This window comes from Rhizobium sp. P1_E1 (genome assembly GCF_056406015.1).
In genome coordinates this window covers 1-24,132 of record NZ_JBFUAY010000088.1, presented here as the reverse complement: position 1 = coordinate 24,132, position 24,132 = coordinate 1, and the positions used below count along the sequence as shown (strand labels likewise).

Sequence of the window (24,132 nt, the reverse complement as noted above, 5' to 3'; positions counted from 1 at the left end):
GGTCACCGCTTCACCCTTGGGCATGTAGACGATCGCGCCGGGCCCCGCGGTGACCGTCCCCAAGTCTGTCGAGACCGAAAGCCCGATGCGAGGATTGAAAGTGTTAGGACGTCCTTTGTGCGTCCGAAAGGACGCACGGCGCTCTAAGCCTTGCCCAGATGCTTCGGCCAGAATTGCTGATGGACTTCGGCGGCTTCGTCTTCGAGGTTCGTTGGGCCAACCACGGTGACGTTGCGCGCGCCGGTTTGCAACACCGCCCGGCTCGGCACGTTCAACCCGATCCCGGCGATCTCGCCAAGCCGCGTTTCGGAGCAGGCAAACACCATGCGCCCGATGCCCGACCAGTAAATCGCCCCGGAGCACATCGCGCACGGTTCCGTGCTGGTGTAGAGCGTGCACTCCGCGAGAAAAGCAGTGTCGTAGTGCTGCGCCGCCAGTTTAACCAGGTTCATCTCGGCATGGTTGGTCATATCGCGGCCGGTGAAGACGCTGTTTTCGGCGCGCAAGATGACTTCGCCGTCCTTCACCAGCACCGAGCCAAACGGTTCGTCGCCATGGTCCATCGCGGATTTCGAGAGCGCAATCGCCTCGCGTAAAAACGGCTCGTGGTTTTCCATCAGAGTCCCCCAGCTAGAGCGGCATGATCTTGTCTTGAATCGGAGGGATTTCCAAGGGGCTGCACATCAGGCGATCGCGTCGTCTTGGTCATCGTGTCATGGCTCAAGACACCGGATCCGATCGCCGAAAGAATAGCCTGTGCAGGGATTGGGCCACGCTCAGGCGTCACCGGCACCCAATCCTGCGTGATGCAGGCGCCGATCTGGGTGGGATCGTTGGAAACCATCGCCGCGTTGAAGGCGCGCTCAGCCTCCTCGAGCGCTTCAAGGGCTGCGGCACTCACGCCGACATGTCCTCGTTCCAGCGGCGTTGCATCTCCTCAGGCGTGACCTGCTCGATGGTTTGCGACAACATCCAGCGATGACCGAAGGGATCAAGCACCTGCGCCACCCGCTCGCCAAAACTCTGGTCGGTCGCCGGGCGCAACATCGTCGCCCCGGCCGACAGCGCCTGCGCCAGTGCTTCGTCGGTCGACACCGTGTCCATGTGGAAGGTCACCGGCGAGCCTCCGACGGTATCTGGAGACAGGGCGCCGAAGTCCGGATATTCGTCTGCCAACATCATCAGCGTCTCTCCGAAACGCAGCTCGGCATGGCCGATCCGCCCGTCCGAAGGATCGGTCATGCGAAAGACTTCCGTGGCGCCGAAAGCCTCCTTGTAGAAGTCGATGGCCCGTGCCGCATCCTTGACGATGAAGTAGGCGCTCACTTTTCGGGCAAAACTCGGCATGGACGATCCTCCTTGACTGGTTTATATATTAACGTTACGTATCGTAAAGATATGAGTCAAGAGAGTAATGCAACAGCGAGGAAACGAGGGCGACCGCCAAGCGCTGCCGCGCAGAGGCGTGCCTTGGAGGCCGCCCATGAAATCCTGATGGCCGAAGGTTTTGGCCGCATGACGATCGAAGCCGTGGCGGCGCGGTCCGGCGTCGGCAAGCCGACGATCTACCGCTCCTGGGCCAATGCGCAGGAACTGGCGATGGCCGCGCTTCTGGTCAACCGGCTGCCGGAAGCGGAGGTTGGAGGAGGCACGGCACAGGCGGCTCTCGGCGCGCAGATGAGCGGACTGGTGACTGCCTTTGCGAGCACGCGCGGGCGGCAGATCACTATGGCACTTGCGGCCGCCGACCCGGAAAGCGAATTCACCAAGGCCTTCCGCAATCGGGTGATCCTGTCGAGCCGCAACGCGGGTCGTGTCATCCTGGAGGAGGCTCTGGCACGGGGAGAGATCGTTCCGCCGCTTGATATGGAGGCGCTGCTCGACATGATCTACGGACCGGTCTTCTTCCGGCTGCTGGTCGGCCATCGCCCGGTCTCGCCGGAGTTCGGCGATGCGATCGTCAGGACCGCGCTGCGGGCCGTTGCACCGTCGGGCGCGTGACCCCCCACGTCGCGATTGGCGAAGCCGACGGCTGCGCAGGCGGCCGCCAAGCGGCCTAAAGCGCGTCGCGATCTTTCAGATTCGCTTGGCCCGCGCTTTAGGTCTTTGTTTTTCCGCATGTCTTTGCCGCAAAACCGCTGCACACTTTTGCGAGACATGCTTTAGCCGTGATCGTCACCCAGTTCGCCAAGGTGGCGCTGGACCCACTTGATCTCTTCCGATGCCGTGCGCCCGAAATGCCGTTTGAAATCGCGGCTGAACTGCGCCGGGCTGGCGTAGCCCACGGAAACCGCGACCTCGGCAATCGTTCTCGTCTGGCGCGCGATCATCAATCTTGCTTCATGAAGCCGCATGGCTTTGACGTATTGCATCGGACTGTTGCCGGTCAGCCCCTTGAAATGGACATGGTAGGAGGGAACGCTCATGCCCACCTCTCTTGCCAGATCGGCGACGGCGATCTCCAGGCCATAGTTTTCCCGCAACCAGGCGAGGCTCTGAATGATCTTTCCGGATCTGCCTTTCTGCTGGAGGGCGGCGATCATCGCGCCGCCTTGCGGACCGACCAGGACGCGGTAGTGCAGTTCGCGCAGAATGCCGGCGCCAAGCACATCCGTCTCGACGCTGCTGCCAAGCGCCGTCAGCAGGCGCAGCAGGACATCCTCGATATCGCCAGCCATGCTGCTCGACACGAGACTTCTCGGCTGGTCGCCTGGCAGTTCGGCATGTTTTTCCACCTGCAATGCGATCTCGGCCGCCATCTGCATATCGAACTCGACATAGACCGCAAGCAAGGGCCGCTCGGGACTGGCCGTCGACGTCATCCGAAACGGAACGGGCAGCGACACCGCCAGATAATGCTCCTCATCATAGAGGAAGACTTCGCCTTCGAGGATGCCCTGCTTGCTGCCCTGCAAGACGAAAACCGCGCCCGGTTTGTAGAGCACCGGGATGTCGTGGAGCACTGCTTCCGTGCGCAATATGCGGACGAAAGCAAGCGCGGTCGGATTGTATCCGTGACGCGGGGCGAGACGCCCGGCCAACGCGACCATCTCCTCTCGCCTGGATAGGCCGCGATCAGCCATCATAGGATTTGGCAACATTCTGAGAGAATCCGCAATCGATTCACCGGTTTCTCCATACTATTTGTCAAGTTCCATCCTCAATCAAGGAATATCGCTGATGTCACGAAAGACCTTCTTCATCACCGGATCGAATTCCGGCTTCGGGCTCGGCATTGCGTCTGCGGCCCTTCAGGCGGGCCACACGGTGATCGGCACCGTGCGCTCGCAAGCGTCGCGCCAAGCGCTCGCCAAAACCCTGCCTGGCCTGCGGCCGGTCGTCTGCGACGTCACCGAGTTCGACCGGATTGATGATGTCGTCCGCCAGGCGGAGGACGAGCATGGGCCTGTCGACGTGCTGATCAACAATGCCGGCTACGGCCACGAGGGCGTGCTCGAGGAGTCGCCGATCGAAGAGATGCGGCGGCAGTTCGACGTCAACGTCTTCGGCGCCGTCGCCGTTGCCAAGGCATTTCTGCCTGGGTTTCGCGCACGACGCCGCGGCTTCATCGTCAACGTCACCTCGATGGGCGGCATGATCACCATGCCCGGCATCGCCTATTACTGCGGCAGCAAATTTGCGCTCCAGGGCATATCGGAAGTGATGCGGGCAGAAATGGCCCCGTTTGGTGTGCATGTGACGACCCTTTGCCCCGGCTCCTTCCGGACGGACTGGGCCGGACGATCGATGGTCCGCACCGAGCGGTCGATCGCCGATTATGATGCCCTCTTCGATCCGATCCGTAAGGCGCGACAGGCCGTCAGCGGCAAGCAGCGCGGCGATCCCGCCAAACTGGCCGCCGCGGTTTTAGAGCTCATCGAATCCGATAATCCGCCGCCGCAGCTTCTGCTCGGCAGCGACGCCCTCAAACACGTATCGGACAGGATCGTTCGCCTCCAGCATGAGATAGAGGCGTGGAAGTCTGTGACCGTCTCGACTGACGGCTGATAGCAGAATATCTGTATGCCGCTTCCACGATATCGAGATAATCAGCCCGCTCTTATTGGATGATTTTCTCGCCCCCGGCCGCCTCCAGCTTACGCCGGAGCGCCTGTTCCTGTTCGAATGTCTTGTGCGGGAAGTGTTCCCAACACCACCAGCGCGTTGGCACGGCCGGGGATGGGCTGTTTCCCCAGCCTCCCCACTCCTTGCAGCGTGTGCCGTCAGCAAGCCGGTGCTCGCAATAATGYTCAACGATCACATTGGCGCCCGGCGCAGTCGAATGGCCTTCGATGCTCATGGGTGCGTCCTCCGTTTCCCGCTCTTGATGCTCTCGTAGATCATTTCCAGCCGTCTTGAGGCGACATAGGCACTGTCCTCGTATCCGGCCGATGGCCAATCCAGTCGATGGCTGCCGTCTGTCGCCACGATCCAGAACCATCGATTATCGATCCCTCCGCCTGCCTGTGAGCGGAATATCCTGCCGATCTGGGTATCGCCGTCAAAAGCGACGTAATCGTCGCCGGGTTTCTCTTTCCAGGCGTGCCGCCATTTGTATTTGATTTCTCGGCCGCTGACATGTTCCCACGATTTCCATGTGATTTGTTCTGGCATGCGTCGTCCTGTCCTCTCGCGAGGTATCTCTTTGACCGCATGGTTGATGGATGGCTCCCGCCCGAGCCGGTGAATTCAGATCAGCGTCGGTTCCGGATCGGGGTCGATCGGATCGATGATGTCAGCCGTGTCATTCTTGGGCGAACCCACATTGCGGCCGATCGGCCACATGGTCATCAGCTCCGCCGGGAACGGCTTCATCAGGTTGGCCGGATCGGGCTCCTGAGATAGCCAGCGCTCGTAATCTTCGCGGTGCAGGACGACCGGCATGCGGTCATGGATCTGCGCCATCATCGCATTCGGCTCGCAGGTGACGATTGCGAAGTTTCTGATGTCGACGCCTTCCGGGCTGCGCCAAATTTCCCAGATGCCGGCGAGCGCAAAGGGCGAGCCGTCAGCCATGGCGATCGCATAAGGCTGCTTGTTCTTGCCGGTGCCGAAGATATCCTTCCACTCGAAGAAGCCGTTGATCGGCACCAGGCAACGGCGAGACCTGTAGGCCGAGCGGAACAGGCCGTTGGTACTGATGCCCTCGCAGCGGGCATTGATCGGCGGCGGCCGCCCTCCCGGCTTCATCCATGCCGGCATCAGACCCCAGCGCGCCGAGGCGAACACTGGCCCCATGACATCAGGCTCGCGGACCATGTCGCGAATGATGATCGGATAGTCCAGCGTCGGCGCGCCGTTATAGCGCGGAAATCGGTTCCCGAGCGCATCGACCGCGCCCCGCTCTGCGAAGGCGAAATTGCGCACCAACTCCTCAAGCGATGTCTTGATATAGACGCGACCGCACATCCGGAACTCCATCCCGCATATTAGATGTTCTGATTATGTTCTTGGTCTTCGAGGCGAGTCAAGGCCGGTCGCTACAACCGATGCCGCCATCGCTTTCACCAGAGTCAGGGTAAAGCCTGTCACCGTCTCGATGACCGCTGACGGCAGAAAATCTGCTTTCCGCTTGACAGCCTTCCTACTGGAAGGTAGATGAAGCCCATGAGCAATGTTTTGACGACCTCCGACGAAATCCTGGCCTCCGCCCGCGCGCTGATCATGACCGGAGGCTATAACGGCTTCAGCTATGCCGATATCGCTGCCGTCGTCGGCATCCGCAAGGCCAGCATCCATCACCATTTTCCCAGCAAGACCGACCTGGTGCGCACGCTTGTCGTGCGATATCGCGAAGATGCCGAGGCGGGGATCGCCGGCCTGGAGCAGCAGGTGCGAAATCCGCTGGCGCTCCTCCAAGCCTATGCGGGCCACTGGGCCCAGTGCATCGAGGACGCCAGCCGGCCTTTTTGCGTCTGCGCCCTGCTGGCCAGCGAACTGCCGGCGCTGCCGCCGGAGGTCGCAGGCGAAGTCAAGGCTTTCTTCCGCTTTGCGTCGACATGGCTGACCTCGGTGATGGAACGGGGCGCTCAGGACGGCAGTTTGAAACTGTCGAGCGAACCGCGCGTCGAGGCTGAAGCCTTCATGGCCACCGTCCATGGCGCCATGCTTTCAGCCCGGGCTTACGGTGCCCCGGAGATCTTCGCCACCATTCTGGCCCCCACCTTGCAGCGGCTGTCTCCGACCGCCGCGCAATAGAGCTCCTGGCGGCATAAAAGCCCGGAGCGACAAACGACGTTCGGTGAAACTACCAACTAGTAGGAAGAACGACATGATCAAGAACATTCTCCCCGCCTTCGTGCTGGGGCTCACCGCCATCGCGTCTGCGGCCCTTCCGGCGGCGCCTGTCCGTTCCGAAGTCCAGAAGGCCGAAGACCAGAAGCCCGAGCAGGTCCATGTCAGGGGCAGCATCGTCAGCTACAGCGGTTCCGCTCTCAAGGTGAAGACCCGCGAGGGAGAGACCGTCGATGTCACCCTCGCCGACGGCTGGAAGCTGGCGAGCGTTGCAAATGCTGCGGTCACCGACATCAAGCCGGGCGACTTCGTCGGCATCGCATCGCTGCCCAGCGCAGACGGTGGCGACGGCGCGCTTGAGGTGCTGATCTTCCCGCCGGCGATGAAAGGTGCCGGTGAAGGCAGCTACGGCTGGGACCTCAAGCCCAACAGCAGCATGACCAACGCAACCGTGGCCGATGCCGTCAAGGGCGTCGATGGCCGCACCGTCACCGTCTCCTATCACGGCAAGGAAAAGACGATCGCCATTCCGGACGGCACGCCCGTCGTCACCATCGCTCCGGCCACAAATGACGATCTCGTTCCCGGCGCCGTCGTCTTCATCCCCGCCGAGAAGGCTGCCTCGGGCGCCCTCGCCCATCAGGTGCTTGTCGGCAAAAATGGCGTGGTCCCGCCCATGTGACCACGTCGTCGCCGGTCGGCCGGGCCGCCCCCGGTTCGACCGGCGATTTGCCAGAAAATGCTGCCTGACCGGCAGCCGATGCACCCGAACGACGGAGAACACCGTCTCGGCAGCCGCCCGTCGGCGCTCGGGCAGTTCCGGCAAACCCATGAAAGCAATCACGATGAGGGACGACGCCGCTCCCGGCGGTGAGCCGTCCCTATCAGACCAACACCATCACATTCAGGAAAGAGATCTTGATGACCAACGATCAAACCACCGTCGCGCCTGGCGACAGGGAAGAGTGGCTGACGCGCTATTACTTCACCCGCGCAGCCTTTTCCGCAATCTGGGTCGCAGCAGCCTTGACGACCGGCCGCCAGTCGCTTGCCGTCGCGGCTGGTTTGCTGATCCTCTACCCGGCCTGGGATGCCGCCGCCAACCTCATCGACGCAGCGCGCAATGGTGGCCTTGCAAACAACCGCAGCCAGGCGATCAACGTCGCCGTCAGCGCGCTGACGACAGCGGCCGTGATCGTCGCCCTGACGATGAGCATGAACTGGGTTCTCGGCGTCTTTGGCCTCTGGGCGATCTTTTCCGGCCTGCTGCAGCTTAGAACCGCTGTCCGGCGCTGGAAGACCAATGGCGGCCAGTGGGCGATGATCCTCAGCGGCGGCCAATCCGCGGTGGCAGGCGCGTTCTTCATCGCCCAGGCGCAAATGCCGGAACCGCCCTCCATTGCCAACATCGCCGGATATGCCGGCCTCGGCGCCTTCTACTTCCTGGTGTCGGCCGTCTGGCGGAGCGTCACAGAGATGCGGCGGAAGCGGGCCTGAGCCGATCGGGGGCGGGATCTTCCGTTCGGTGCCCCATGACAGAGCAGTCATTGCGTGGGGCTGTAACGTCGGCTGCGTCCCCATGAGCCATGGCCAACCAAGATCGCTCTGAGCAGCGGCTAAAACTTCTTTCTTGCCCTCTGTCTCCCTGTTATCGTGGAAGTTAGGAGACAGCGCCATGAGCGAGAACCGAAAGCTGGCTGCAATCCTGGCCGCGGACGTGGTCGGGTACAGTCGGCTTGCCGGCGCTGACGAGGACCTCACCCTGGCGAGGTTGCGCACACTGCGCAGCGATCTCATCGATCCGACGATCGCCGTGCACCACGGCCGGGTGGTGAAGCGCACCGGCGATGGTGCGCTGGTCGAGTTCCGCAGCGTGGTGGACGCCGTGCGCTGCGCCATTGAGGTGCAGAATGGTATGGTGGAGCGCAATGACGGCGTCCCGCAGGACCGTCGCATCGAGTTCCGGATCGGTATCCATTTGGGCGACGTCGTCGAGGAAAGCGACGGCGATCTGATGGGCGACGGGGTCAACATCGCCTCGCGATTGGAGGGCGTCGCCGCGGCGGGCGCGATCTGCCTGTCCGAGGATGCCTATCGCCAAGTCAAGGCGAGGCTCGACCTCTCGGTCAGCGATCTCGGCAGCACGCAGCTCAAGAACATCGCCGAGCCGATCCGGGTCTATTCGCTGCAAGTCGGCAGCGCAGCGACCAAGGCAGCCGCGACCTCGGAAACCGCGACGAGCCGACCGGCGACGGCAGCGTTGCCGAAGCTGTCGATCGCCGTCCTGCCGTTCGCCAACATGAGCGGTGACGCCGAACAGGACTACTTCGCCGACGGCATCTCGGAAGACATCATCACGGCGCTATCGAAGCTGTCGCAGCTCTTCGTCATCGCTCGCAATTCGTCGTTCACTTTCAAGGGCAAGAACGTCCATGTGCAGGAGGTGGGCACCAAACTCGGCGTGCGGTATGTGCTTGAGGGCAGCGTACGCAAATCGGGGAACAGGGTACGCATCACCGCGCAGCTCATCGACGCGACCACCGGCGGGCATTTATGGGCGGAGCGGTTCGATCGCGACCTCACCGACATATTCGCGGTTCAGGACGATGTCACGCAGCAGATCGTCGGCGCGCTGGCGGTCAACCTGACAGAGGGCGATCGGCAAAGACTTGCGCCGGGGCAGACGCGGCACCCCGAGGCGTATGACTGCTTCTTGCGTGGCCGGGAGCTGTGGCACCGGCTGACGAAGCAAACGAACAGCGACGCCCGCGACCTTTTGCAACGTGCCGTCGAACTGGACCCGAACTTCGCCTCGGCCCACGCCTTCCTCGCCCTTACCCACGGGCTCGACTACCTGAACCGGTGGAGCGCGTTGCCGCAGCGCTCGATCGAGCAAGCCGAAGAGGCGGCGACCCTGGCGGTAGCGCGGGATGATAGCGATCCCGTGGCGCACTGGGCACTGAGTGTGGTCAAGCTTTACTCGCGACAGCACGATAGAGCCATCAGCGAGGCCGAGCGTGCGATCGTCCTCAATCCGAACTTCGCCGAAGGGCATGTYGGCCTCGGCGAGGCACTCATCTATTCAGGCAGATCCGAGGAGGCACTCGCCTATTTCGATCGGGCGAGGGTCCTCAACCCGTATTTTCCGGATGTCGTTCTTCACTTTCAGGCCTTGGCCTTGTTTCCACTGGGAAGGTACGAAGAGGCCGTCGAACTGTTGCTGCAGCGCGTGAGCCGCAACCCCGTCACCGATGTCTCGCGCGCGCTTCTGGCCGCCTGTTACGGGCACCTCGGCCGTTTCGAAGAGGCTCGCGCGACGTGGCAAGAGGTGATGCGCGTCAATCCCGACTACTCCCTGGAATACCGTCGCAAAGTCTTGCCCTTCAAGAACCCCGCCGATTTCGAGCTCGTCGTGGAGGGGCTACGCAGGGCCGGTGTCGTACAATGACGGTGATTAATCTCCGATCTTGAACGTGTTGCCGCTATTTGCACAGAGGATGAAATAGCCAGTGCCGGCGCAACGACGACCTCCAGCGTGATCGCCAGCAAAGATCTGCTTTCAGGAAGCTGCGAAGCCGCCCTCTATGGCCGACATGAAGGCGCAAAGCAGCCGCATCCCTCGACAACGAACAGATGTCCGCATCGGGCCGGAAGTTGCCGGTGTGCGCCTTGCAAATCCGTAGCCAGAATCATCCTTTGGGCACCTCGCACCCTCCGTCATCCCAGGCCTTAAGCCTGGGATCCCTGCCCGCTGCTGATCGAGACGGGAGTGGATCCTCGGGTCAAGCCCGAGGAGGACGGAGCGTGGGGTGGCGTGTGGAGCAAGGACAGCGACAGATCCGGACATGATCGGCGACAGCTCTCTGTTGAAGATGCGCAGTCCACATCCGGTAGCCGATGCACCAAGCGACTGATGTCATCAGCCGCGACGGGGCGCGTTTCCTCCCGCATCCACGATCGCCTGAACCACAAGCGCGATGCGTTTGTCACGCATGCCGGGCCGAATGCGGCCTGAACGTTCGAGCTCGGCAAGCCCATGAAGGGCTGCCCAGAAGGTCTCGGTCACGATCTCCACATCCGCACAGAACGGAGACACGGCTGCTGCAATGGCGTCGAAACCGGCCCGAAGTTCCGATCTCGTTTCGGCCTCGGCGAACTGCAGTTGGGTCGGCAGGATAAACATGGCCTGGTAGAGTGCTGGGCGACTGAGTGCGAAGGCAAAATAGGCCATGGCAACGTCCATGAGGGCATCTCGTCGCCCGTTCGCCCCGCCTGCCGCTTCCCGAAGAACGGTTGCGAGTTCCTTGAAGCCCTCGACTGCAACCGCGGCAACGATGGCGTCCCTGTTGGCGAAATGCGAATAGAGGATTGGCTGGCTGTATTCGATTTCCTTGGCCAGGCGGCGGATCGTCACGGCATCCCATCCTTCATTCTCCGCGACGGCACGTGCTGCCGCGACAATGCGCTCTTCGCGCCCTGCCCTTTCCCGGCTTTTTCGCTCTGCGATCCCCATTGCTCAATCTCCACGCCCTCGCAGGGCCAGCACTCATCAGAGATTATACCAATGCTTGACTAGCTAGCAATGCTAAGGCATCTTATCTAGCAGTGCTATATTTTGTATCAACGATAGAAGGATTGTCTCATGCTTTGGCTTGCCAACGGGGCTGGGTTGCTGCTCGCCCTCGCTATTATCGCGATCGGCACCAGCTATATTGCGAGCCCGACGACCACGATGCGCAGTTTCGGCCTGCCGCTTCCCGAAGAAGGCCCAAACGTCACCTGGTGGCTCCGCCTCAAGGGGGTTCGCGATATCGTCGCGGGATTACTCGTGCTGGCGTTCATGGTGTGGGGTTCCCAACGGGAGGTCGGCATCGTGCTTTTGATCGAAGCGATGATCCCTGCGGGCGACATGCTGCTCGTTCTCGCAGCGAAAGGCTCCACCAAGAGCGCCTTCGGCATTCACGGCCTGACGGCGGTGATCATGGTGCTGGTCGCCATCCCCATGATGATCGGGGCTGACTGAGATGGTTCACGTTCTTTCCATCTGGTTCCTGGTTGTCGCCTTCGCGGGCGCAGGTCTCGTCAACGCCATCGGCACGGCGGGGACGCGAAGCGAATTCGCTCGGTGGGGCTACCCGCGCTGGTGGGGTATCGTGACGGGTGGGCTGGAGATATCGAGCGCCGTCCTGATTGCGCTTCCTGCCAGCCGCATTGTCGGCCTGGCGCTTGGGGCGGTCATCATCGCGGCTGCGGTTTTCACGGTTCTACGCCACCGCGACCATGCGCACCTGGCGCCGCTGAGTGTCTTTGTCACCCTGATTGCTGTTGCTGCGATCTCGACTTGAGCACGATCGGCCGCTTTCACCGACAGGCGTGGGCGAAGCACTATCATGTGGTTCCTGGCGCCACCTGATTGTAGCGGTAGCCTCAAGCCTCACCCTATACCGCGTTGGTTATCGAAAACCCGCCCCCACCCTCCGTCATCCCAGGCCCTGAGCCTGGGATCCATGCCCGCTGCTGATTGAGGAGGCCAGAGTGGATCCTCGGGTCAAGCCCGAGGAGGACGGAGCGCGGGGTGGCGCCTGCAGCAGGAACAGCGACGTATCCCGACATGATCGGGAGTCATCAACGCCGATTTTTGCCCCCGTGATTTCGCCCATGCAAAACCGTTGACATTACGCTGAACAGAATATATCCATTCGGTTATATAGCTACATGGTGATATATGGACGACAAGCTCGATGCGATTTTCTCCGCACTCGCCGATCCCACGAGGCGAGCAATTCTTGGGCGCCTTGCGAACGGCAAGGCGACGGTGGCCGAGCTCGCTGATCCCTTCGAGTTGTCTCAGCCTGCCATATCAAAGCATCTCAAGGTCCTGGAACAGGCCGGATTGATCCGCTCCGGCCGTGAGGCGAATTCGCGTCCCCGCGTCCTCGAGCCGGCTGCGTTGAAGACAATTGCTGATTGGATCGCCGATTACAGACGCTTCTGGGATCAAAGCTTTGATCGTCTCGATGACTATCTGTCCAAGGTACAAGGATACGAAAATGACTAATCCAGAGACCGACACCGACAACGCCCGCGACCTGGTTCTTGTACGAAGGTTTGATGCCCCATGCGATCTGGTTTTCAGGGCATGGACCGACCCGAAAGCGTTCGCACAGTGGTGCGGTCCTCACGGTTTCAAGGCGGTGGGCGACCGACTTGAAGCCTGGCCCGGTGGTAGACACCGCGCCTGTCTGATCGCGCCAGATGGAGAAGAGCATTGGGTCGGCGGAAAATATCTGGAGGTCGAGCCGCCGCACAGGCTTGTCTTCACACATGCCTGGGAACTCGCAACCGGCGAAAATAGCCCGGAAACGGTCGTCACCATCACGTTCAGGGAAAGCGACGGAGGTACGGAAATGACTTTTCGGCAGAGTGGATTTGATAGCGCATCGTCACTTAAGGGTCATGAAGCCGGCTGGTCCCAAAGTCTCGAGCGATTGAGCGTCTTTCTCGGGACTGAATCCGAAGGGCCGGATCATGTCTAAGGCGGCGATGAAGCTCTATTATTGCGAGACGCTCAATCCGCGGAAGGCCTGCGCCGCTGCCCGTTTTCTTAAAGCCGACGTCGAGTTCGTCAGGGTTGACCTGGCAAGCGGAGAACAGCGCACCGCAAAATTCCTGGCGCTTAACCCGAACGGGAAAGTCCCGGTGCTGCAGGATGATGCCGGAACTTTATGGGAAGCGAACGCCATCATGTGCAGGCTGTCTGACAGCGTCGCATCGGATTTCTGGCCGCATGACCACCGGCAGATCGACGTGGTGCGCTGGTTGAGTTGGGATGCCAGTCATTTCACCCGGCACGGTGCAACGCTGTGGTTTGAAACCTTGATCAAGCCGTTGTTCGGCGGGGAGCCTGACGTCGCCGTGATCGAAGATGCGAAGACGAGTTTTCGACTCCATGGTCGCGTGCTCGACGATCATTTGGCCAAGAACAGCGTCGCCGTCGGGAAGACACTGACTGTGGCAGACTTCGCATTGGCCGCTGCACTTCCTTTTGCAACCGCCGCCGGGATTCCCGTCGCCGAGTTTCGGCATATCCAAACGTGGTACGGACGGCTTGAAGAACTGGATGCGTGGCGAAACCCTTTCCCGGCCTAGGAGGGCACGGGCGAAGGCCCCTTTTGCCAGGGTGAAAGGCGTTGGCGGCACTCCACCTTTGTCGCCGAGGCTACATCGATCCGGCCAGGCAGGTTCAGCGATCGACCCCTCTTCGACGCTGAAGATGGCAGCTCATGCATTCGCAGGGTGCCAATGCGGATAGGTAACATAGCCGGTGAGCGCGCCCTCCGCATGCGGTCCGGTCAGATGCGGCGAACAGTCGAGCCTCTTCTCCATAGGATCGCTTTGTGCCTATATTGCCGCTGCGCTGAGCACACCACGCCGCAACGGGCCACGGTTGCCGCATAGCGTTCTGGTCATTGCCAAACCGGCGGGTACAGTTTGTCGTGAGCGCTACAAGGTACTTGCTGATCTTGCCGCTGGTGGCGGTCTTCGCCTACGTGGCGCTCGTGGGTCTGATCTATCTGTCTCAGCGAGCCCTGCTTTACCCCGGAGCCGGTGCCACACCTGTTCCGGAGCACGCGAGTTGGGGCGAGACGGTCCACATCAAGACGCCCGACGGAGAGATGCTTCAGGGACTGTACAGCCAGGGCGACAGCGACAAGCCCTGCGTGCTCCTCTTTTTCGGAAACGGTGACCGCCTCGACAATTACGCGTTTGTCGCCCAGGCGCTGACCACGCGGAGGATTGGATTGCTGGCGATTTCCTATCGCGGCTATCCCGGATCGACCGGCTCGCCCAGCGAGCAGGGCCTGCTGACAGACGGGATCGCCGCGTTCGACTGGCTTTCGGCACACGGCGGAAGCGAGATCATTGTGCTCGGCCGGTCACTTGGCACTGGCGTCGCCGTGAATACCGCCGCGAAGAGGCCGGCCGCGGGCGTCATTCTCGTGTCTCCGTACCTGTCGGTACTGTCGGTTGCGCAGACGCATTATCCGTTCCTCCCGGTCGAGGTTCTTCTCAAGGATCCCTTTCGCTCGGACCTCAACATAGGCAAAGTAGGACAACCGAAGTTGTTCCTCCACGGCCGGCTTGACGATAGCATCCCGCTTTCTTCAGGGCAGGCGTTGTACCGCATCGCACCCGAGCCCAAGCGGATGTTGATCTATGACGGTGCGGGTCACAACGATATCTTGAACGACAGAATGGTCGGTGACGTCATCCGTTTTGTGGAAGCGCTGCAAGGAAACCGGCCTTAAATCCCGTCACGGACGGGAGCGGTTTCCCGGTCGTAGTGGGAGGCAATGCCCGGGAGCGGCTCGCGAGGCGACCAGAGTGGATCCTCGGGTCAGGCCCCGAGGAGGACGGAGCGCGGGGTGGCGTCTGCAGCAGGAACAGCGACGTACCCCAACATCATCGGGTGCCATCAACACCGATTTTTGCCCGGCAATTTCGCCCATGAAGGGCTCGCCGAGGTCTCGAACACGCGTTTTCAATTTTCAGCCATCGCTTCTGCCGCCGGAGCGCCGGAAACATCCTTTGCCACCTCTGATATCAACGACCTCAGCCACCGATGGGCCGGGTCGTTTCGATAGCGGACATGCCATGCCAGCTCTACCGGAAAGCTGCCGAGATCGACCGGTGCGGGCAGGACTTTGAGACGCGGGTCGCGGGCAAGGCGATGACAGATCAGCCGGGGCAGTGTCGCGCAGTAGTCGGTGACGGCCACCATTTCCGGGGCCGCGAGGAAATGGGTGACGGAGACCGAGACGTCGCGCCGGAGACCGGCCTGCTGCAGCATCTGGAACAGGCCGACGCGCATCCGGCCGGGCGGAAGCACGTTGACATGCCGCATCCGCTGATACTGTTCCTCCGAGATGCTTTCGGCGATCTCGGGATGATCGCGGCGCACGACGCAGGCCAGTCCATCATCCATGAGATGCTGCACGACCATATTGTCCGGCGGCTCGACGATCCGGCCGAGCACCATTTCCGTCGCCCCTGAAATCGCGCCGGTCTCGGCCAGATCATTGCCGAAGGGCGTCAGGCGAAGCCTGATCCCGGGAGCGCATTCGCGCAGCCGCGCCACGATCACCGGCATCAGGACGAACTCGACGTAGCTGTTGGGGGCGATGGTGAACTGCCGTGTCGCCCGCGCCGGATCGAATGCCTGCTGACCGAGAATGACGTCATCCAGGCTCGCCAGGGCCCCGCGGATCACTGGAGCAAGTGCCTGCGCCATTTCAGTCGGCTTCATGCCATAGCGCTCGCGGATGAACAGCGGATCGCGCAGCGTCTCGCGAAGGCGGTTCAACGCATTGGAGACGGCCGGCTGCGTCATGCCCAGCTGTTCGGCTGCGCGCGTGACATTGCGCTCTTCCATGAGCGCCACGAAGACAGGCAGGAGGTTGAGGTCATACTTCATCCAGATATATTGCCGAACGCATATCTGAAATCAAAGAAATAAATTTCCGGAATGAGAATGGCCGAGGCATGATCCCCTCATCGACAGCAACCGATCACATCTGTCTCGAAAGGATCTCCAGATGAAAATCCTCATGGTTCTCACCTCGCACGACGAACTCGGCAATACCGGCCGGAAGACCGGCTTCTGGCTCGAAGAGTTTGCCGCCCCCTATTATGCCTTCCTCGAAGCCGGCGCCGACGTCACCGTCGCATCGCCCAAGGGCGGACAGCCGCCTCTCGACCCGAAGAGCGACGAACCGAGCTTCCAGACCGACCAGACCCGCCGCTTCCATGCCGACCCGGATGCCCAGGCCGTGCTCGCCTCGACCGTAACGCTCGCTTCGGTCTCCGATGAAGATTACGACGCCGCGTTTTATCCGGGCGGCCATGGCCCGCTTTGGGATCTGGCGGAAGACAAGAATTCGATCGCCCTCATCGAATCGCTCTATCAGGCCGGCAAGCCCGTCGCCTTTGTCTGCCACGCACCGGGTGTGCTGCGCCACGTCAAGGCTGCCGACGGCACGCCGCTGGTTCAGGGCAGACAGGTCACCGGCTTCAAGAACTCCGAGGAAGACGGCGTCGGCCTGACCCAGGTGGTGCCGTTCCTCGTCGAGGACATGTTGAAGGAGAATGGCGGCGTCTATTCCAGCGGCGACGACTGGTCGTCCTATGCCGTCCAGGACGGCCTGCTGATCACCGGGCAGAATCCCGGTTCATCGGTGGAGACCGCCGGCATTCTGCTCGCGGCCGTGACGGCGGCAAAGGGCGCCTGACACACGGCGGCTGGTCGGGGATCAACCCATGACCAGCCGCTTTGTTACTTGTGTTGCGGCCATGCTCAGAGCTTTCCCTTGCCAGCAGTTCGCGGTCCGCTGGAGACCGGCCCCGGCGCGCTTTATCGCGCGTACGATCGGCGGCCCGCTGTTTTATCTGGACCCGCCCTATTGGGATGGACGCGCAACGAGAGTTTCTCCATGGAACTGCAGGCTGCACAGCAGGCACGATCTCTCACCCAACCGGATTATTGAAATCCCCGGTCCGGTCTATATTTGAGCAGACTTCGGCGACGCCACGCGAACTAGTCGTGGAATGGGCTCGATCTTCGCGACGAATTCTCTTTTTTAAAGATCATGCCCGAGGCAAGCAGATGTGGCGGTGTGTCGTCGGATGACGCTTGAAAGTCAACGGCATGCGCAAAACAATGGCAGTCGGCCTTGCCGCCTTGATCGCCATGTACTTTCTCGGCGGCATGAGCGCGAGACATGAGATCTTTCCTTGGCCACAACTTTCCGCGCTGAGGACAATGGTTGGCGGAGAGAAGGCGGCGGCTCCAAGCCGTTATGCTTTCGACGACAAGGAACGACTCATCGGGGATGAATCAAAAACGCTTGTGACCTGCCCGACTCAAACTGACCGAACTGCTGTCTTACTCGTTCTCGGTCAATCGAACGCGGCCAACGACGGTGGACAACGGCACAGGTCAAATTATGGCGCTCGCGTTGTAAACGCCTTTGACAAACGGTGCTTCATCGCCGCCTCGCCACTTCTTGGATCGACCGATACCAAGGGAGAGTACTGGACGCTTCTTGGGAACAATTTGATCGCATCGGGACAAAATGACAGCGTTATCCTCGCACCTCTCGCATATTCCGGATCTGAGGTCGCACGATGGGCGAAAGGCGGTGACCTCAATCCCGTGCTGGTCGATACCGTGAAACAGCTTCAGGATTCCGGTTATCGGATAACGAACGTCCTCTGGGTGCAAGGAGAGAAGGACCTCGTTATCGGCACCACTGCGGAGACCTATCAGGAATATTTCATGTCGATGGTTGACACGTTGCGCCAGCACGGCGTCGAAGCACCCGTTTACATTTCGATCGCATCGAAATGCCTCGAACCGAGCAACGGCGGCTTCAAGGAGCATATTCCGGACAATGCGATAGTACGGGCGCAACTGGCCCTGTCAAAAAGCGGCCACGGTATCCGAGAGGGCGTAAATTCTGACGCGTTGCTCGATGGAGACGACCGCTACGACGATTGCCATATCGGGGGCACAGGCGCGGAGAAAATGTCGGAGGCCTGGTTGAACCTTCTGCGCGGCGATCGCCGCCTGGAAACCTCGGGATAGTCTTCCTAGAACCGGTTTTCGCGCCTTCGCGAGCTCGGCCTCGGGCTCTGTCCGGTATTCGACACCTTGTCACTATCGGCCGGTGATAACAGCGCTTTGTCGGCGTCTCCGACGAGCTCCGCGGCGCATGATTCAGGGAGCGTGCACCGGCTCCTATGAGATGACGAGGGCGGAGCATGCCTTCGCCGGGAGCCTCCTTCGAAGAAAGCTGCCCTGCTCATGCATAATTCCTCGAATCAAAGTCGATTTTAGAGTAAAATCGATCAGTTTACCTAGAGGGCTGAAACGTCCTTGCGCGCCGACTTCGACGCGCGGTGCTGTAGAAGGAAAGATGAGCCAATGAAAAGGTTAGCAATCGTTACCCTGTCGCTGGTGACGGCGCTGACGAGCGTCCCGCCGGCCATGGCGTTTCCCACCATTGCCGTGCCGAAGATCGAAGGCGCACAGGCGCAGCCGGTCCAGTACAGACATCACGGCGGCGGCCATGGCGGCTACTACCGGCATGGCGGCTACTACGGGCATGGACACCACGGTAGTAACAACGGCTGGGCCTGGGGACTCGGCGGGCTCGCGGCCGGCGCAATCATCGGCGGAATGCTGGCGCAGCCATATTACGGCCAAGGCTACTACGGTCAAGGCTACTACGGTCAGGGCTACTACAATCGGGGTTACTACGGCCAGGGCTATTACGGATCCGCCTATTACGGTGCTCCGCGCTACTACGGGTCGACCCTGTACCGTCCGCGCTATTACCGCCAGGCCTATTATGGCGGCAACGGACATACGAGCTGGTGCTATGCGCGCTACCGGTCTTACCGGGCCTACGACGACACGTTCCAGCCCTACAACGGTCCGCGACGGGCGTGCGTCTCGCCCTATTAAAGCATGTCGCGCAAAACCGCTGCACAGTTTTGCACGACGCGCTTTAGCCGTTTAATTCAGAACAGGATTCAGATTTGAGGCCGACCCGGCCTCACATCATCCTGTTCTAGCGGAAACCGCCGCTGGCGGCCAATCGCTCGCCGGTCAGCCAGCGGGCATCGTCGGAAGCGAGGAAGACCGCGACACCGGCGATATCGTCCGGCTGGCCGGTGCGGCCGAGCGGCGTCTGCGCCACCAAAGCCTGCTCGAAATCCGAGCCGATGACGCCTGCGGAGTGCGTACCCTCGGTCTCCACGATCCCCGGCAGGATGGCGTTGACGCGGATCTTGCGCGGCCCCAGCTCCTTGGCAAGCACGCTATTGATGCCCTCCACGGCGCCCTTCGTGCCCGTGTAGACTGAAGAGTCTGGCGGCGCCAGGCTGGTGACCACCGACGAGATGTTGATGATGCTGCCGCCCTCGCCGAGATGCTTGGCCGCGGCCTGGGTGGTCAGCAGAACGCCCAGAACATTCACGTCGAACATGCGACGATATTGTTCCTCGGTCACCTCACCGATCGGCGCGAATTCATAGACGCCGGAATTGTTGACCAGCACGTCGAGCTTGCCGAACTCCCTGACCGCAGCATCGACCAGTCCCTGGGCCTCACCGGCCTTCGAAACATCGCCCTGCACCGCGATGGCTTTGCCACCGGCCGCACCGATCGCCTCAACGACGGCGTCCGCGCCCGCCTTGCTCGAAGCGTAGTTGACCACCACTTGCGCACCCTCTGCTGCGAGTGCCTTGGCAATCGCAGCGCCAATGCCTTTGGAGGCGCCCGTCACCACAGCGACCTTTCCTGTGAGCTTAGCCATTTCTCATTCCTTCCGATCTGGATAGCCGCCGGGATTGGCAAGCTTGTTCCATAGTTCGGAAATTCGGAACTGTTGATCTCGATGTCAAGGGACGCTATATAAAAATTCATGAGACCGCTCTTTCACCCAGCCCTGGAGGACATCAAGCCCGAGGCGATCCTCTATGCGCTGTCCGATCCGGAGCGCGTTGCCATTTATGCAAAGCTTGCCGGCGCCAGCAGTGGCGGGACGTGCTCTGCCCTTGCCGATCTCGGCGACCGCGTCATTCCAAAGTCATCGCTGTCCAACCATTTCAAGGTGCTGCGCGAGTCCGGGCTGATCATCAGCGAGCGCCAGGGTGTGGAGATGCGCAATCAAACGCGCTGCACCGAGCTGGACGAACGCTTCCCGGGCCTGATCAAGGCCATTCTGACGGCTTACGGCCAGCCTCCCGGGCAGCCGAAGACGGACTGATCGCCCCTAGAGGAATTCCAGGAAAAGTGCGAAGCGGTTTTCCGTCCGGAATTGCGTGAAAACAAAGAGATAGAGCAGCATAGCCCCCAATGGCCGCTGCCGACGGAGGTCGCCTAGAATAGATCTTGCGCTCGATGAATCGATTGTGAAGTGACTGCGCAGGTCGAAGCTGATTCAAGATCCAATTTGGAGAGGTGGATGATGGCACCAGTCTTGAGCGATAATCTTCGATTGCGGGTGTTGAAACATGGGCTTCAGTGGTAGCGATGGCGAAGCTGGTCTCAACAAGACTTCAATTTTAGCGGGGAATGTATTGCGATATACGATCATTATTCTGAGCGTTGTAATGGCTCTAGCGTCGTGTGCTACTTCACCCTATGACACCCCAGAGATACGCCGCGTCGGGTCAGCCGGGAGTGCATTGGGCAAGTGCTTGGAGCGGACCACAAAATCGTATCTTGTTTCAAACAAAAATCCGCAAAAAGTCGCTTCAATGCTTGATAACTCATGCATGGCGGAACGAAAGGCAATGTCGGATGCTAAGCTCGCGGCTGGTCTGCCAGTGGATTATTTCGATTACGGAAAAGGGCGACACGAAGTCTCATTATGGTGGTGCGCCATTTACAGTAGACCCAGAATAAGCAGTCAACAGCCATCAACCTCTGTATAGAGGTCAACTCCTGAAATTCATGGTAAAGCGCGACAAGCGAATCTGAAAGATCGCGACACAATGCTCAAAACATTCTCGTTACAGGGTAGGCTTGGTCGTCTTCGCTATTTCCTGTTCAACGTGGCAGCCATCGCTATCGCCGCGGCCGCGGTATTCGCGCTCACTCGCCTACTGACGCTGGCCGGAACTCGGCCGGCGTTTTCAATGGTTCAGGGGTTAGTCGCGCTAACCTATGTGCTGGCTATCATCGCCAGCCTTTGCCTGATGGTGAGGCGACTTCATGACTTCGATCAGAGCGGCTGGTGGACCCCTTCAGTCTTCGTGCTTCACTTGGTCTACGGCTATTACGAGGCAGTTGGCTCCCTGACCGCGACAATTCTCACGGGCATCTTTCTGCTGGCGGTCCATCTTGCAATCATCCTCACTCCTGGCTCGAAGAATCCCAACAGATTTGGCGAAGTGCCCGGCTCCGCCGGAGCGCCCGCTTAGGTTTGCTCGGCGGATAATGGCCGCCGCGAGCAATCCCGGCGTTGCGCAGATCAAGCTGCCTTATCCCGACAGCAGCTTATTGCAATCATACATGCCTGCGGCGGCCACCTCTCACCGCGGAAGCACCCTGCCAGCAAAGCCCGATGGTACAGCGCCCATGCTCGACTTCGATCCGCTCTATTCGACCCCGCAGGTTGCGGCTATCGGACAGTTCATCGATCAGCATTATCCGTCTGCAGGGCCGGTTTCCTGCCGGATGCTGCAACGCGGCTTGAATGATGTGTACCTTGCCCTCGGGAGCAACGGCGAGCGTTACGTGTTCCGGCTTTCTCATCGCCGCGCCCGTGGCCCGGCCGACGTCAGGACCGAAACGGCTTTCCTCACGCATCTCTCGCAATCGGGCGTTCCGGTCGCAGCACCCATCCCGACACGCGGGGGCCGCTTGTTCGTTCAGGGACAGGCGCCGGAGGGTGCGCGCCAGGCAGTACTCTTCCGGGCGATCGACGGCCGCAAGCCGGATACGGCGGATGCCGGCGATGCACGGGCCAACGGCAAGACGCTTGCTCTGATGCACAACGCAGCAGAGACATTCCAGCCGGAGGGAGCGCTCTATCGGCTTGATCTCGAACACTTGCTGCATCGGCCCCTCGCCCGCATAGGCGACAGCGGCGTCGTGGAAGACGCCGACGTCCGCAGCGATCTCGAAGACATCACTGCGCGGACCGCAAAGGCGATTGAAGCCTTCGCCAATCTAAGCTGGACTTATTGCCATGGTGACTGTCACGGCTTCAATGCGCGGATCAACGACGCAGGCGAAGCCGTATTTTTCGACTTTGACGACGGCGGTCCGGGATACCTCGCCTACGACCTGTCGGTGTTTTTGTGGGCGCAAACATCCTTCGGCCGGAGGTCGACCGCCATGTGGGACGCCTTCGTTGATGGCTATCGGGCCGTCCGACCGATCACGCCTGATGACTTCGAAGCCGCCCATCGGTTCGTGATCGTCCGCCACATCTGGCTGATGGGCGAATATGCCAGCCGGGCGCAGGAATGGGGAAGCGAGGCCGTCGGCTGGATTGCGCGGGAAGCAAATTTCCTGAGGCAGTGGGAGACCGGGCGATGTGTCGAGCGGCTATTCTGAATGCAGCGCCGGCCAGCATCGCGGAGGAAGAAGCACACGGATAAGTCTCCGAGCTGCCCACTCGTCCGAAGTCAAAGAGTGGCAACAGGGGACGCCGCTGTGCAGACTTCTTGAAATGGGTTTCAGCGGTCATCTGCTTCTTGCGAAGTGAGAGAGACTCTAACGATTCTGGCAACACTCTTTTGGGATGTTTCTGCTTGAATCTGACGAAACCACAAATTGTAGCTATGGGTGAGAAATTGAAAGCAATTCATTCGAGGCCGCCCTCGCGATGAGCGTCAAATCGTTTGGGCAACCACAAGCTAGTCCGGTGCTCGGATGGTGGTCTGTTCGCGAAGCAGAGGAACGTCTCGTTCGGAGCGATGGAGCATCCGTCCGCTTTCTCGGTTTCGTCAGTCGGGATGATGAACGCGGCAGAGAGAGTTCTAACGACAGGCGCTGGATGCGGTTCGAAGCGTCAGGTGCCAATCGTTCAATACAACTGTTCGTGCAGCAGCGTGATGTTTTTAACCCTTCCGGTTCCCGCCTCTTAATCTGGCGTCTTGATTACGCCTTTTCCTTGCAGCAACTCGGCATTGGCGCATTGGACTATGGAGAATGGATCGAGATCGATCGATTGATTTGCGATGCCTTGGTCTGCTGGCCAAAATGGGAGGCCACGGGTCTCCGGCCCGCCTTGATCGCAGTCAACGGTGGTTGGCACAAAGGACAATGGCGTAAGGAATGCTACCGAACTCTTAGCATGGCCTATCTCGATGCTTTGGGCCGCAACGCTGTTCTACGATCGCCAGTTCTTTCGGAAGAGCCAACCCGCCGGTGGTCCTTTCTCCCGCCAGCTCGGCAGGCGGCGGTTGATGAGGAGATCGCGACGCGCGAAAGGTTCGCTGCGGCAAAGCCAGAAGAGGTTGAAAATCTGGTTTTCGGCCTCCTGCCGCATCGCCCGCATCTACAGTCAGGTGATCGCGTTTTCGTTCCTCTGTCCCAGATCCGCGGACGGACAGTTTGGCTTTACATTGATGAGGACATCATCACCGATCGAATTTCTGTCCATGCCGAAGAAGCCGGCTGGACGTTCCGGATCGGCAACGAAGTGCTTCTCGGAACTATCGATCGTAGACGGGGAACAGCATTCAAATTCGACTTTCCTTGGGAAGGCGCAAAGGGCAGTCTGAAGAGGGAATTCGGAAACTTTCCACTGGTCTTTCTGGATCGATTCCGCGACCTTTGTGACAACGCCGTGTGGCAATGGAAGGAAGCACGATTTTACCTTTGTGATCGCAGCTCCATAAAGGACCCCGCCAAAGAAATCTGCATTCAACCTCCGAAGCGGGTTCGGGCTCACAAGATGGTTTCCGCTGCCGGGACTGCTGTCAGAGTCGATCTCGTTACTGCAGAAGAAGCGCAGGAAGGGAAGAGCTACGATCGTGATGAGATATCGTATATTTTCAACGACGATCCGCCTTTCCTAAACCGGTCGATTTGGGAGCAATTCGAATATCAGACCGAGGCGTCTTCCCTGACGGATCGAACCACCGGCCAGAAAATTGAGTTGCGCGAGATCGTTTCAGGAAGCGGAAAAGTTACCGACGAGTGCCAGGGTGTTTTTTGCTATCGCGATGGCGATGGCGAATATCTTCTTGTGGTCACGAGGGAAAGCCGGAAAACAAGCTCTGCAGCTGGCCAGTGGGTGCTGGATCACGAGGCCTCGCGATCCAAAAACCGACAATCTGGTCATCAGCCGATACCGGACGTCCGCTGGCATGAGA

General features: G+C 60.4%; 29 protein-coding genes and 1 pseudogene. 19 read left to right on the top strand and 11 right to left on the bottom strand.

Going from position 1 to position 24,132, the window contains the following annotated elements; all coding sequences use genetic code 11:
- From AC1D1Z_RS23855 to AC1D1Z_RS23840, 4 genes and pseudogenes are all read right to left on the bottom strand, one after another.
- Positions 1–81, bottom strand: a pseudogene (locus tag AC1D1Z_RS23855) (ethanolamine utilization protein); the annotation flags it as partial.
- Positions 82–143: 62 nt separating this feature from the next.
- Positions 144–617, bottom strand: a complete 474-nt coding sequence (locus AC1D1Z_RS23850; RefSeq protein WP_113542599.1) for a nucleoside deaminase — start codon at positions 615–617, stop codon at positions 144–146.
- On the bottom strand, positions 617–901 hold the full coding sequence (locus tag AC1D1Z_RS23845; RefSeq protein WP_477851765.1) for a nuclear transport factor 2 family protein: 285 nt from the start codon (positions 899–901) through the stop codon (positions 617–619). Before AC1D1Z_RS23845 ends, AC1D1Z_RS23850 begins: the two co-directional genes overlap by 1 nt.
- Positions 898–1,347: a VOC family protein gene (locus AC1D1Z_RS23840; protein ID WP_018241084.1), complete on the bottom strand. Its 450-nt coding sequence runs from the start codon at positions 1,345–1,347 to the stop codon at positions 898–900. Before AC1D1Z_RS23840 ends, AC1D1Z_RS23845 begins: the two co-directional genes overlap by 4 nt.
- A 51-nt stretch (positions 1,348–1,398) precedes the next feature.
- Here AC1D1Z_RS23840 and AC1D1Z_RS23835 point away from each other — a divergent pair, with 51 nt between their 5' ends.
- Positions 1,399–2,001 (top strand): TetR/AcrR family transcriptional regulator, encoded by a 603-nt coding sequence (locus tag AC1D1Z_RS23835; RefSeq protein ID WP_168297805.1) that lies wholly within the window; start codon positions 1,399–1,401, stop codon positions 1,999–2,001.
- A gap of 161 nt (positions 2,002–2,162) precedes the next feature.
- Here the strand turns inward: AC1D1Z_RS23835 and AC1D1Z_RS23830 are convergent, their stop codons facing one another.
- Complete coding sequence (locus AC1D1Z_RS23830) at positions 2,163–3,101, bottom strand: AraC family transcriptional regulator (RefSeq protein ID WP_477851764.1); 939 nt, start codon at positions 3,099–3,101, stop codon at positions 2,163–2,165.
- 79 nt (positions 3,102–3,180) lie between these two features.
- Here AC1D1Z_RS23830 and AC1D1Z_RS23825 point away from each other — a divergent pair, with 79 nt between their 5' ends.
- Positions 3,181–4,008 carry an oxidoreductase gene (locus tag AC1D1Z_RS23825; protein ID WP_477851763.1) on the top strand — a complete coding sequence of 276 codons (828 nt, stop codon included), beginning with the start codon at positions 3,181–3,183 and terminating at the stop codon, positions 4,006–4,008.
- Positions 4,009–4,060: 52 nt separating this feature from the next.
- Here AC1D1Z_RS23825 and AC1D1Z_RS23820 read toward each other — a convergent pair whose 3' ends face one another.
- From AC1D1Z_RS23820 to AC1D1Z_RS23810, 3 genes are all read right to left on the bottom strand, one after another.
- Positions 4,061–4,300 (bottom strand): hypothetical protein, encoded by a 240-nt coding sequence (locus AC1D1Z_RS23820; protein WP_018449538.1) that lies wholly within the window; start codon positions 4,298–4,300, stop codon positions 4,061–4,063.
- The gene (locus AC1D1Z_RS23815) at positions 4,297–4,614 is read right to left on the bottom strand and encodes a hypothetical protein (RefSeq protein ID WP_018449539.1); all 318 of its coding nucleotides are present in this window, start codon (positions 4,612–4,614) and stop codon (positions 4,297–4,299) included. The genes AC1D1Z_RS23820 and AC1D1Z_RS23815 overlap by 4 nt, the downstream gene beginning before the upstream one ends.
- Before the next feature lie 75 nt (positions 4,615–4,689).
- On the bottom strand, positions 4,690–5,409 hold the full coding sequence (locus AC1D1Z_RS23810) for an SOS response-associated peptidase (protein ID WP_446965660.1): 720 nt from the start codon (positions 5,407–5,409) through the stop codon (positions 4,690–4,692).
- A 198-nt stretch (positions 5,410–5,607) separates the two neighbouring features.
- Here AC1D1Z_RS23810 and AC1D1Z_RS23805 point away from each other — a divergent pair, with 198 nt between their 5' ends.
- The 4 genes from AC1D1Z_RS23805 (at position 5,608) to AC1D1Z_RS23790 (ending at position 9,682) form a co-directional block, all read left to right on the top strand.
- Complete coding sequence (locus AC1D1Z_RS23805) at positions 5,608–6,198, top strand: TetR/AcrR family transcriptional regulator (RefSeq protein WP_446977732.1); 591 nt, start codon at positions 5,608–5,610, stop codon at positions 6,196–6,198.
- Positions 6,199–6,271: 73 nt separating this feature from the next.
- Entirely contained in the window at positions 6,272–6,916 is a 645-nt protein-coding gene (locus tag AC1D1Z_RS23800) for a hypothetical protein (RefSeq protein WP_477851762.1), read from the top strand.
- A 239-nt stretch (positions 6,917–7,155) separates the two neighbouring features.
- Positions 7,156–7,731, top strand: a complete 576-nt coding sequence (locus AC1D1Z_RS23795) for a DUF308 domain-containing protein (RefSeq protein ID WP_477851760.1) — start codon at positions 7,156–7,158, stop codon at positions 7,729–7,731.
- A gap of 178 nt (positions 7,732–7,909) precedes the next feature.
- Positions 7,910–9,682: an adenylate/guanylate cyclase domain-containing protein gene (locus AC1D1Z_RS23790; RefSeq protein ID WP_477851759.1), complete on the top strand. Its 1,773-nt coding sequence runs from the start codon at positions 7,910–7,912 to the stop codon at positions 9,680–9,682.
- A gap of 471 nt (positions 9,683–10,153) precedes the next feature.
- Here AC1D1Z_RS23790 and AC1D1Z_RS23785 read toward each other — a convergent pair whose 3' ends face one another.
- Complete coding sequence (locus AC1D1Z_RS23785; RefSeq protein ID WP_131605167.1) at positions 10,154–10,747, bottom strand: TetR/AcrR family transcriptional regulator; 594 nt, start codon at positions 10,745–10,747, stop codon at positions 10,154–10,156.
- 129 nt (positions 10,748–10,876) lie between these two features.
- On the opposite strand from AC1D1Z_RS23785, the gene AC1D1Z_RS23780 reads away from it, so the two are divergent.
- From AC1D1Z_RS23780 to AC1D1Z_RS23755, 6 genes are all read left to right on the top strand, one after another.
- Positions 10,877–11,257: a DUF4267 domain-containing protein gene (locus AC1D1Z_RS23780; protein WP_477851758.1), complete on the top strand. Its 381-nt coding sequence runs from the start codon at positions 10,877–10,879 to the stop codon at positions 11,255–11,257.
- Position 11,258: 1 nt separating this feature from the next.
- Positions 11,259–11,579 carry a DoxX family protein gene (locus AC1D1Z_RS23775; RefSeq protein ID WP_477851757.1) on the top strand — a complete coding sequence of 107 codons (321 nt, stop codon included), beginning with the start codon at positions 11,259–11,261 and terminating at the stop codon, positions 11,577–11,579.
- Between the two features lie 380 nt (positions 11,580–11,959).
- Positions 11,960–12,292, top strand: a complete 333-nt coding sequence (locus AC1D1Z_RS23770; protein ID WP_018241069.1) for an ArsR/SmtB family transcription factor — start codon at positions 11,960–11,962, stop codon at positions 12,290–12,292.
- A complete protein-coding gene (locus AC1D1Z_RS23765) occupies positions 12,285–12,770 on the top strand; it encodes an SRPBCC family protein (protein WP_028734206.1) in 486 nt (161 codons plus the stop codon). Before AC1D1Z_RS23770 ends, AC1D1Z_RS23765 begins: the two co-directional genes overlap by 8 nt.
- The gene (locus AC1D1Z_RS23760) at positions 12,763–13,383 is read left to right on the top strand and encodes a glutathione S-transferase family protein (protein WP_446947725.1); all 621 of its coding nucleotides are present in this window, start codon (positions 12,763–12,765) and stop codon (positions 13,381–13,383) included. The genes AC1D1Z_RS23765 and AC1D1Z_RS23760 overlap by 8 nt, the downstream gene beginning before the upstream one ends.
- 347 nt (positions 13,384–13,730) lie before the next feature.
- Positions 13,731–14,543 (top strand): alpha/beta hydrolase, encoded by an 813-nt coding sequence (locus AC1D1Z_RS23755; protein ID WP_446947724.1) that lies wholly within the window; start codon positions 13,731–13,733, stop codon positions 14,541–14,543.
- A 233-nt stretch (positions 14,544–14,776) separates the two neighbouring features.
- Here AC1D1Z_RS23755 and AC1D1Z_RS23750 read toward each other — a convergent pair whose 3' ends face one another.
- Complete coding sequence (locus AC1D1Z_RS23750; RefSeq protein ID WP_477851756.1) at positions 14,777–15,709, bottom strand: LysR family transcriptional regulator; 933 nt, start codon at positions 15,707–15,709, stop codon at positions 14,777–14,779.
- A 121-nt stretch (positions 15,710–15,830) separates the two neighbouring features.
- On the opposite strand from AC1D1Z_RS23750, the gene AC1D1Z_RS23745 reads away from it, so the two are divergent.
- The 3 genes from AC1D1Z_RS23745 (at position 15,831) to AC1D1Z_RS23735 (ending at position 18,760) form a co-directional block, all read left to right on the top strand.
- Positions 15,831–16,523 (top strand): type 1 glutamine amidotransferase domain-containing protein, encoded by a 693-nt coding sequence (locus AC1D1Z_RS23745; RefSeq protein ID WP_477851755.1) that lies wholly within the window; start codon positions 15,831–15,833, stop codon positions 16,521–16,523.
- Positions 16,524–16,939: 416 nt separating this feature from the next.
- Positions 16,940–17,878, top strand: a complete 939-nt coding sequence (locus tag AC1D1Z_RS23740) for a sialate O-acetylesterase (RefSeq protein ID WP_477851767.1) — start codon at positions 16,940–16,942, stop codon at positions 17,876–17,878.
- 339 nt (positions 17,879–18,217) lie between these two features.
- On the top strand, positions 18,218–18,760 hold the full coding sequence (locus AC1D1Z_RS23735; RefSeq protein WP_446958169.1) for a BA14K family protein: 543 nt from the start codon (positions 18,218–18,220) through the stop codon (positions 18,758–18,760).
- A 106-nt stretch (positions 18,761–18,866) separates the two neighbouring features.
- On the opposite strand, the gene AC1D1Z_RS23730 is transcribed toward AC1D1Z_RS23735, so the two are convergent.
- Positions 18,867–19,613 (bottom strand): glucose 1-dehydrogenase, encoded by a 747-nt coding sequence (locus tag AC1D1Z_RS23730; protein WP_018241058.1) that lies wholly within the window; start codon positions 19,611–19,613, stop codon positions 18,867–18,869.
- Between the two features lie 108 nt (positions 19,614–19,721).
- Between AC1D1Z_RS23730 and AC1D1Z_RS23725 the strand changes: the two genes are divergently transcribed.
- The 4 genes from AC1D1Z_RS23725 to AC1D1Z_RS23710 all read left to right on the top strand — a co-directional run.
- A complete protein-coding gene (locus AC1D1Z_RS23725) occupies positions 19,722–20,066 on the top strand; it encodes an ArsR/SmtB family transcription factor (protein ID WP_018241057.1) in 345 nt (114 codons plus the stop codon).
- Between the two features lie 730 nt (positions 20,067–20,796).
- A complete protein-coding gene (locus tag AC1D1Z_RS23720) occupies positions 20,797–21,225 on the top strand; it encodes a DUF805 domain-containing protein (RefSeq protein ID WP_222283862.1) in 429 nt (142 codons plus the stop codon).
- 157 nt (positions 21,226–21,382) lie between these two features.
- Positions 21,383–22,366 (top strand): phosphotransferase enzyme family protein, encoded by a 984-nt coding sequence (locus AC1D1Z_RS23715; RefSeq protein ID WP_477851753.1) that lies wholly within the window; start codon positions 21,383–21,385, stop codon positions 22,364–22,366.
- Between the two features lie 271 nt (positions 22,367–22,637).
- Positions 22,638–24,132: hypothetical protein (locus AC1D1Z_RS23710; RefSeq protein WP_477851751.1), on the top strand; the 1,495-nt coding region annotated here is incomplete at its 3' end.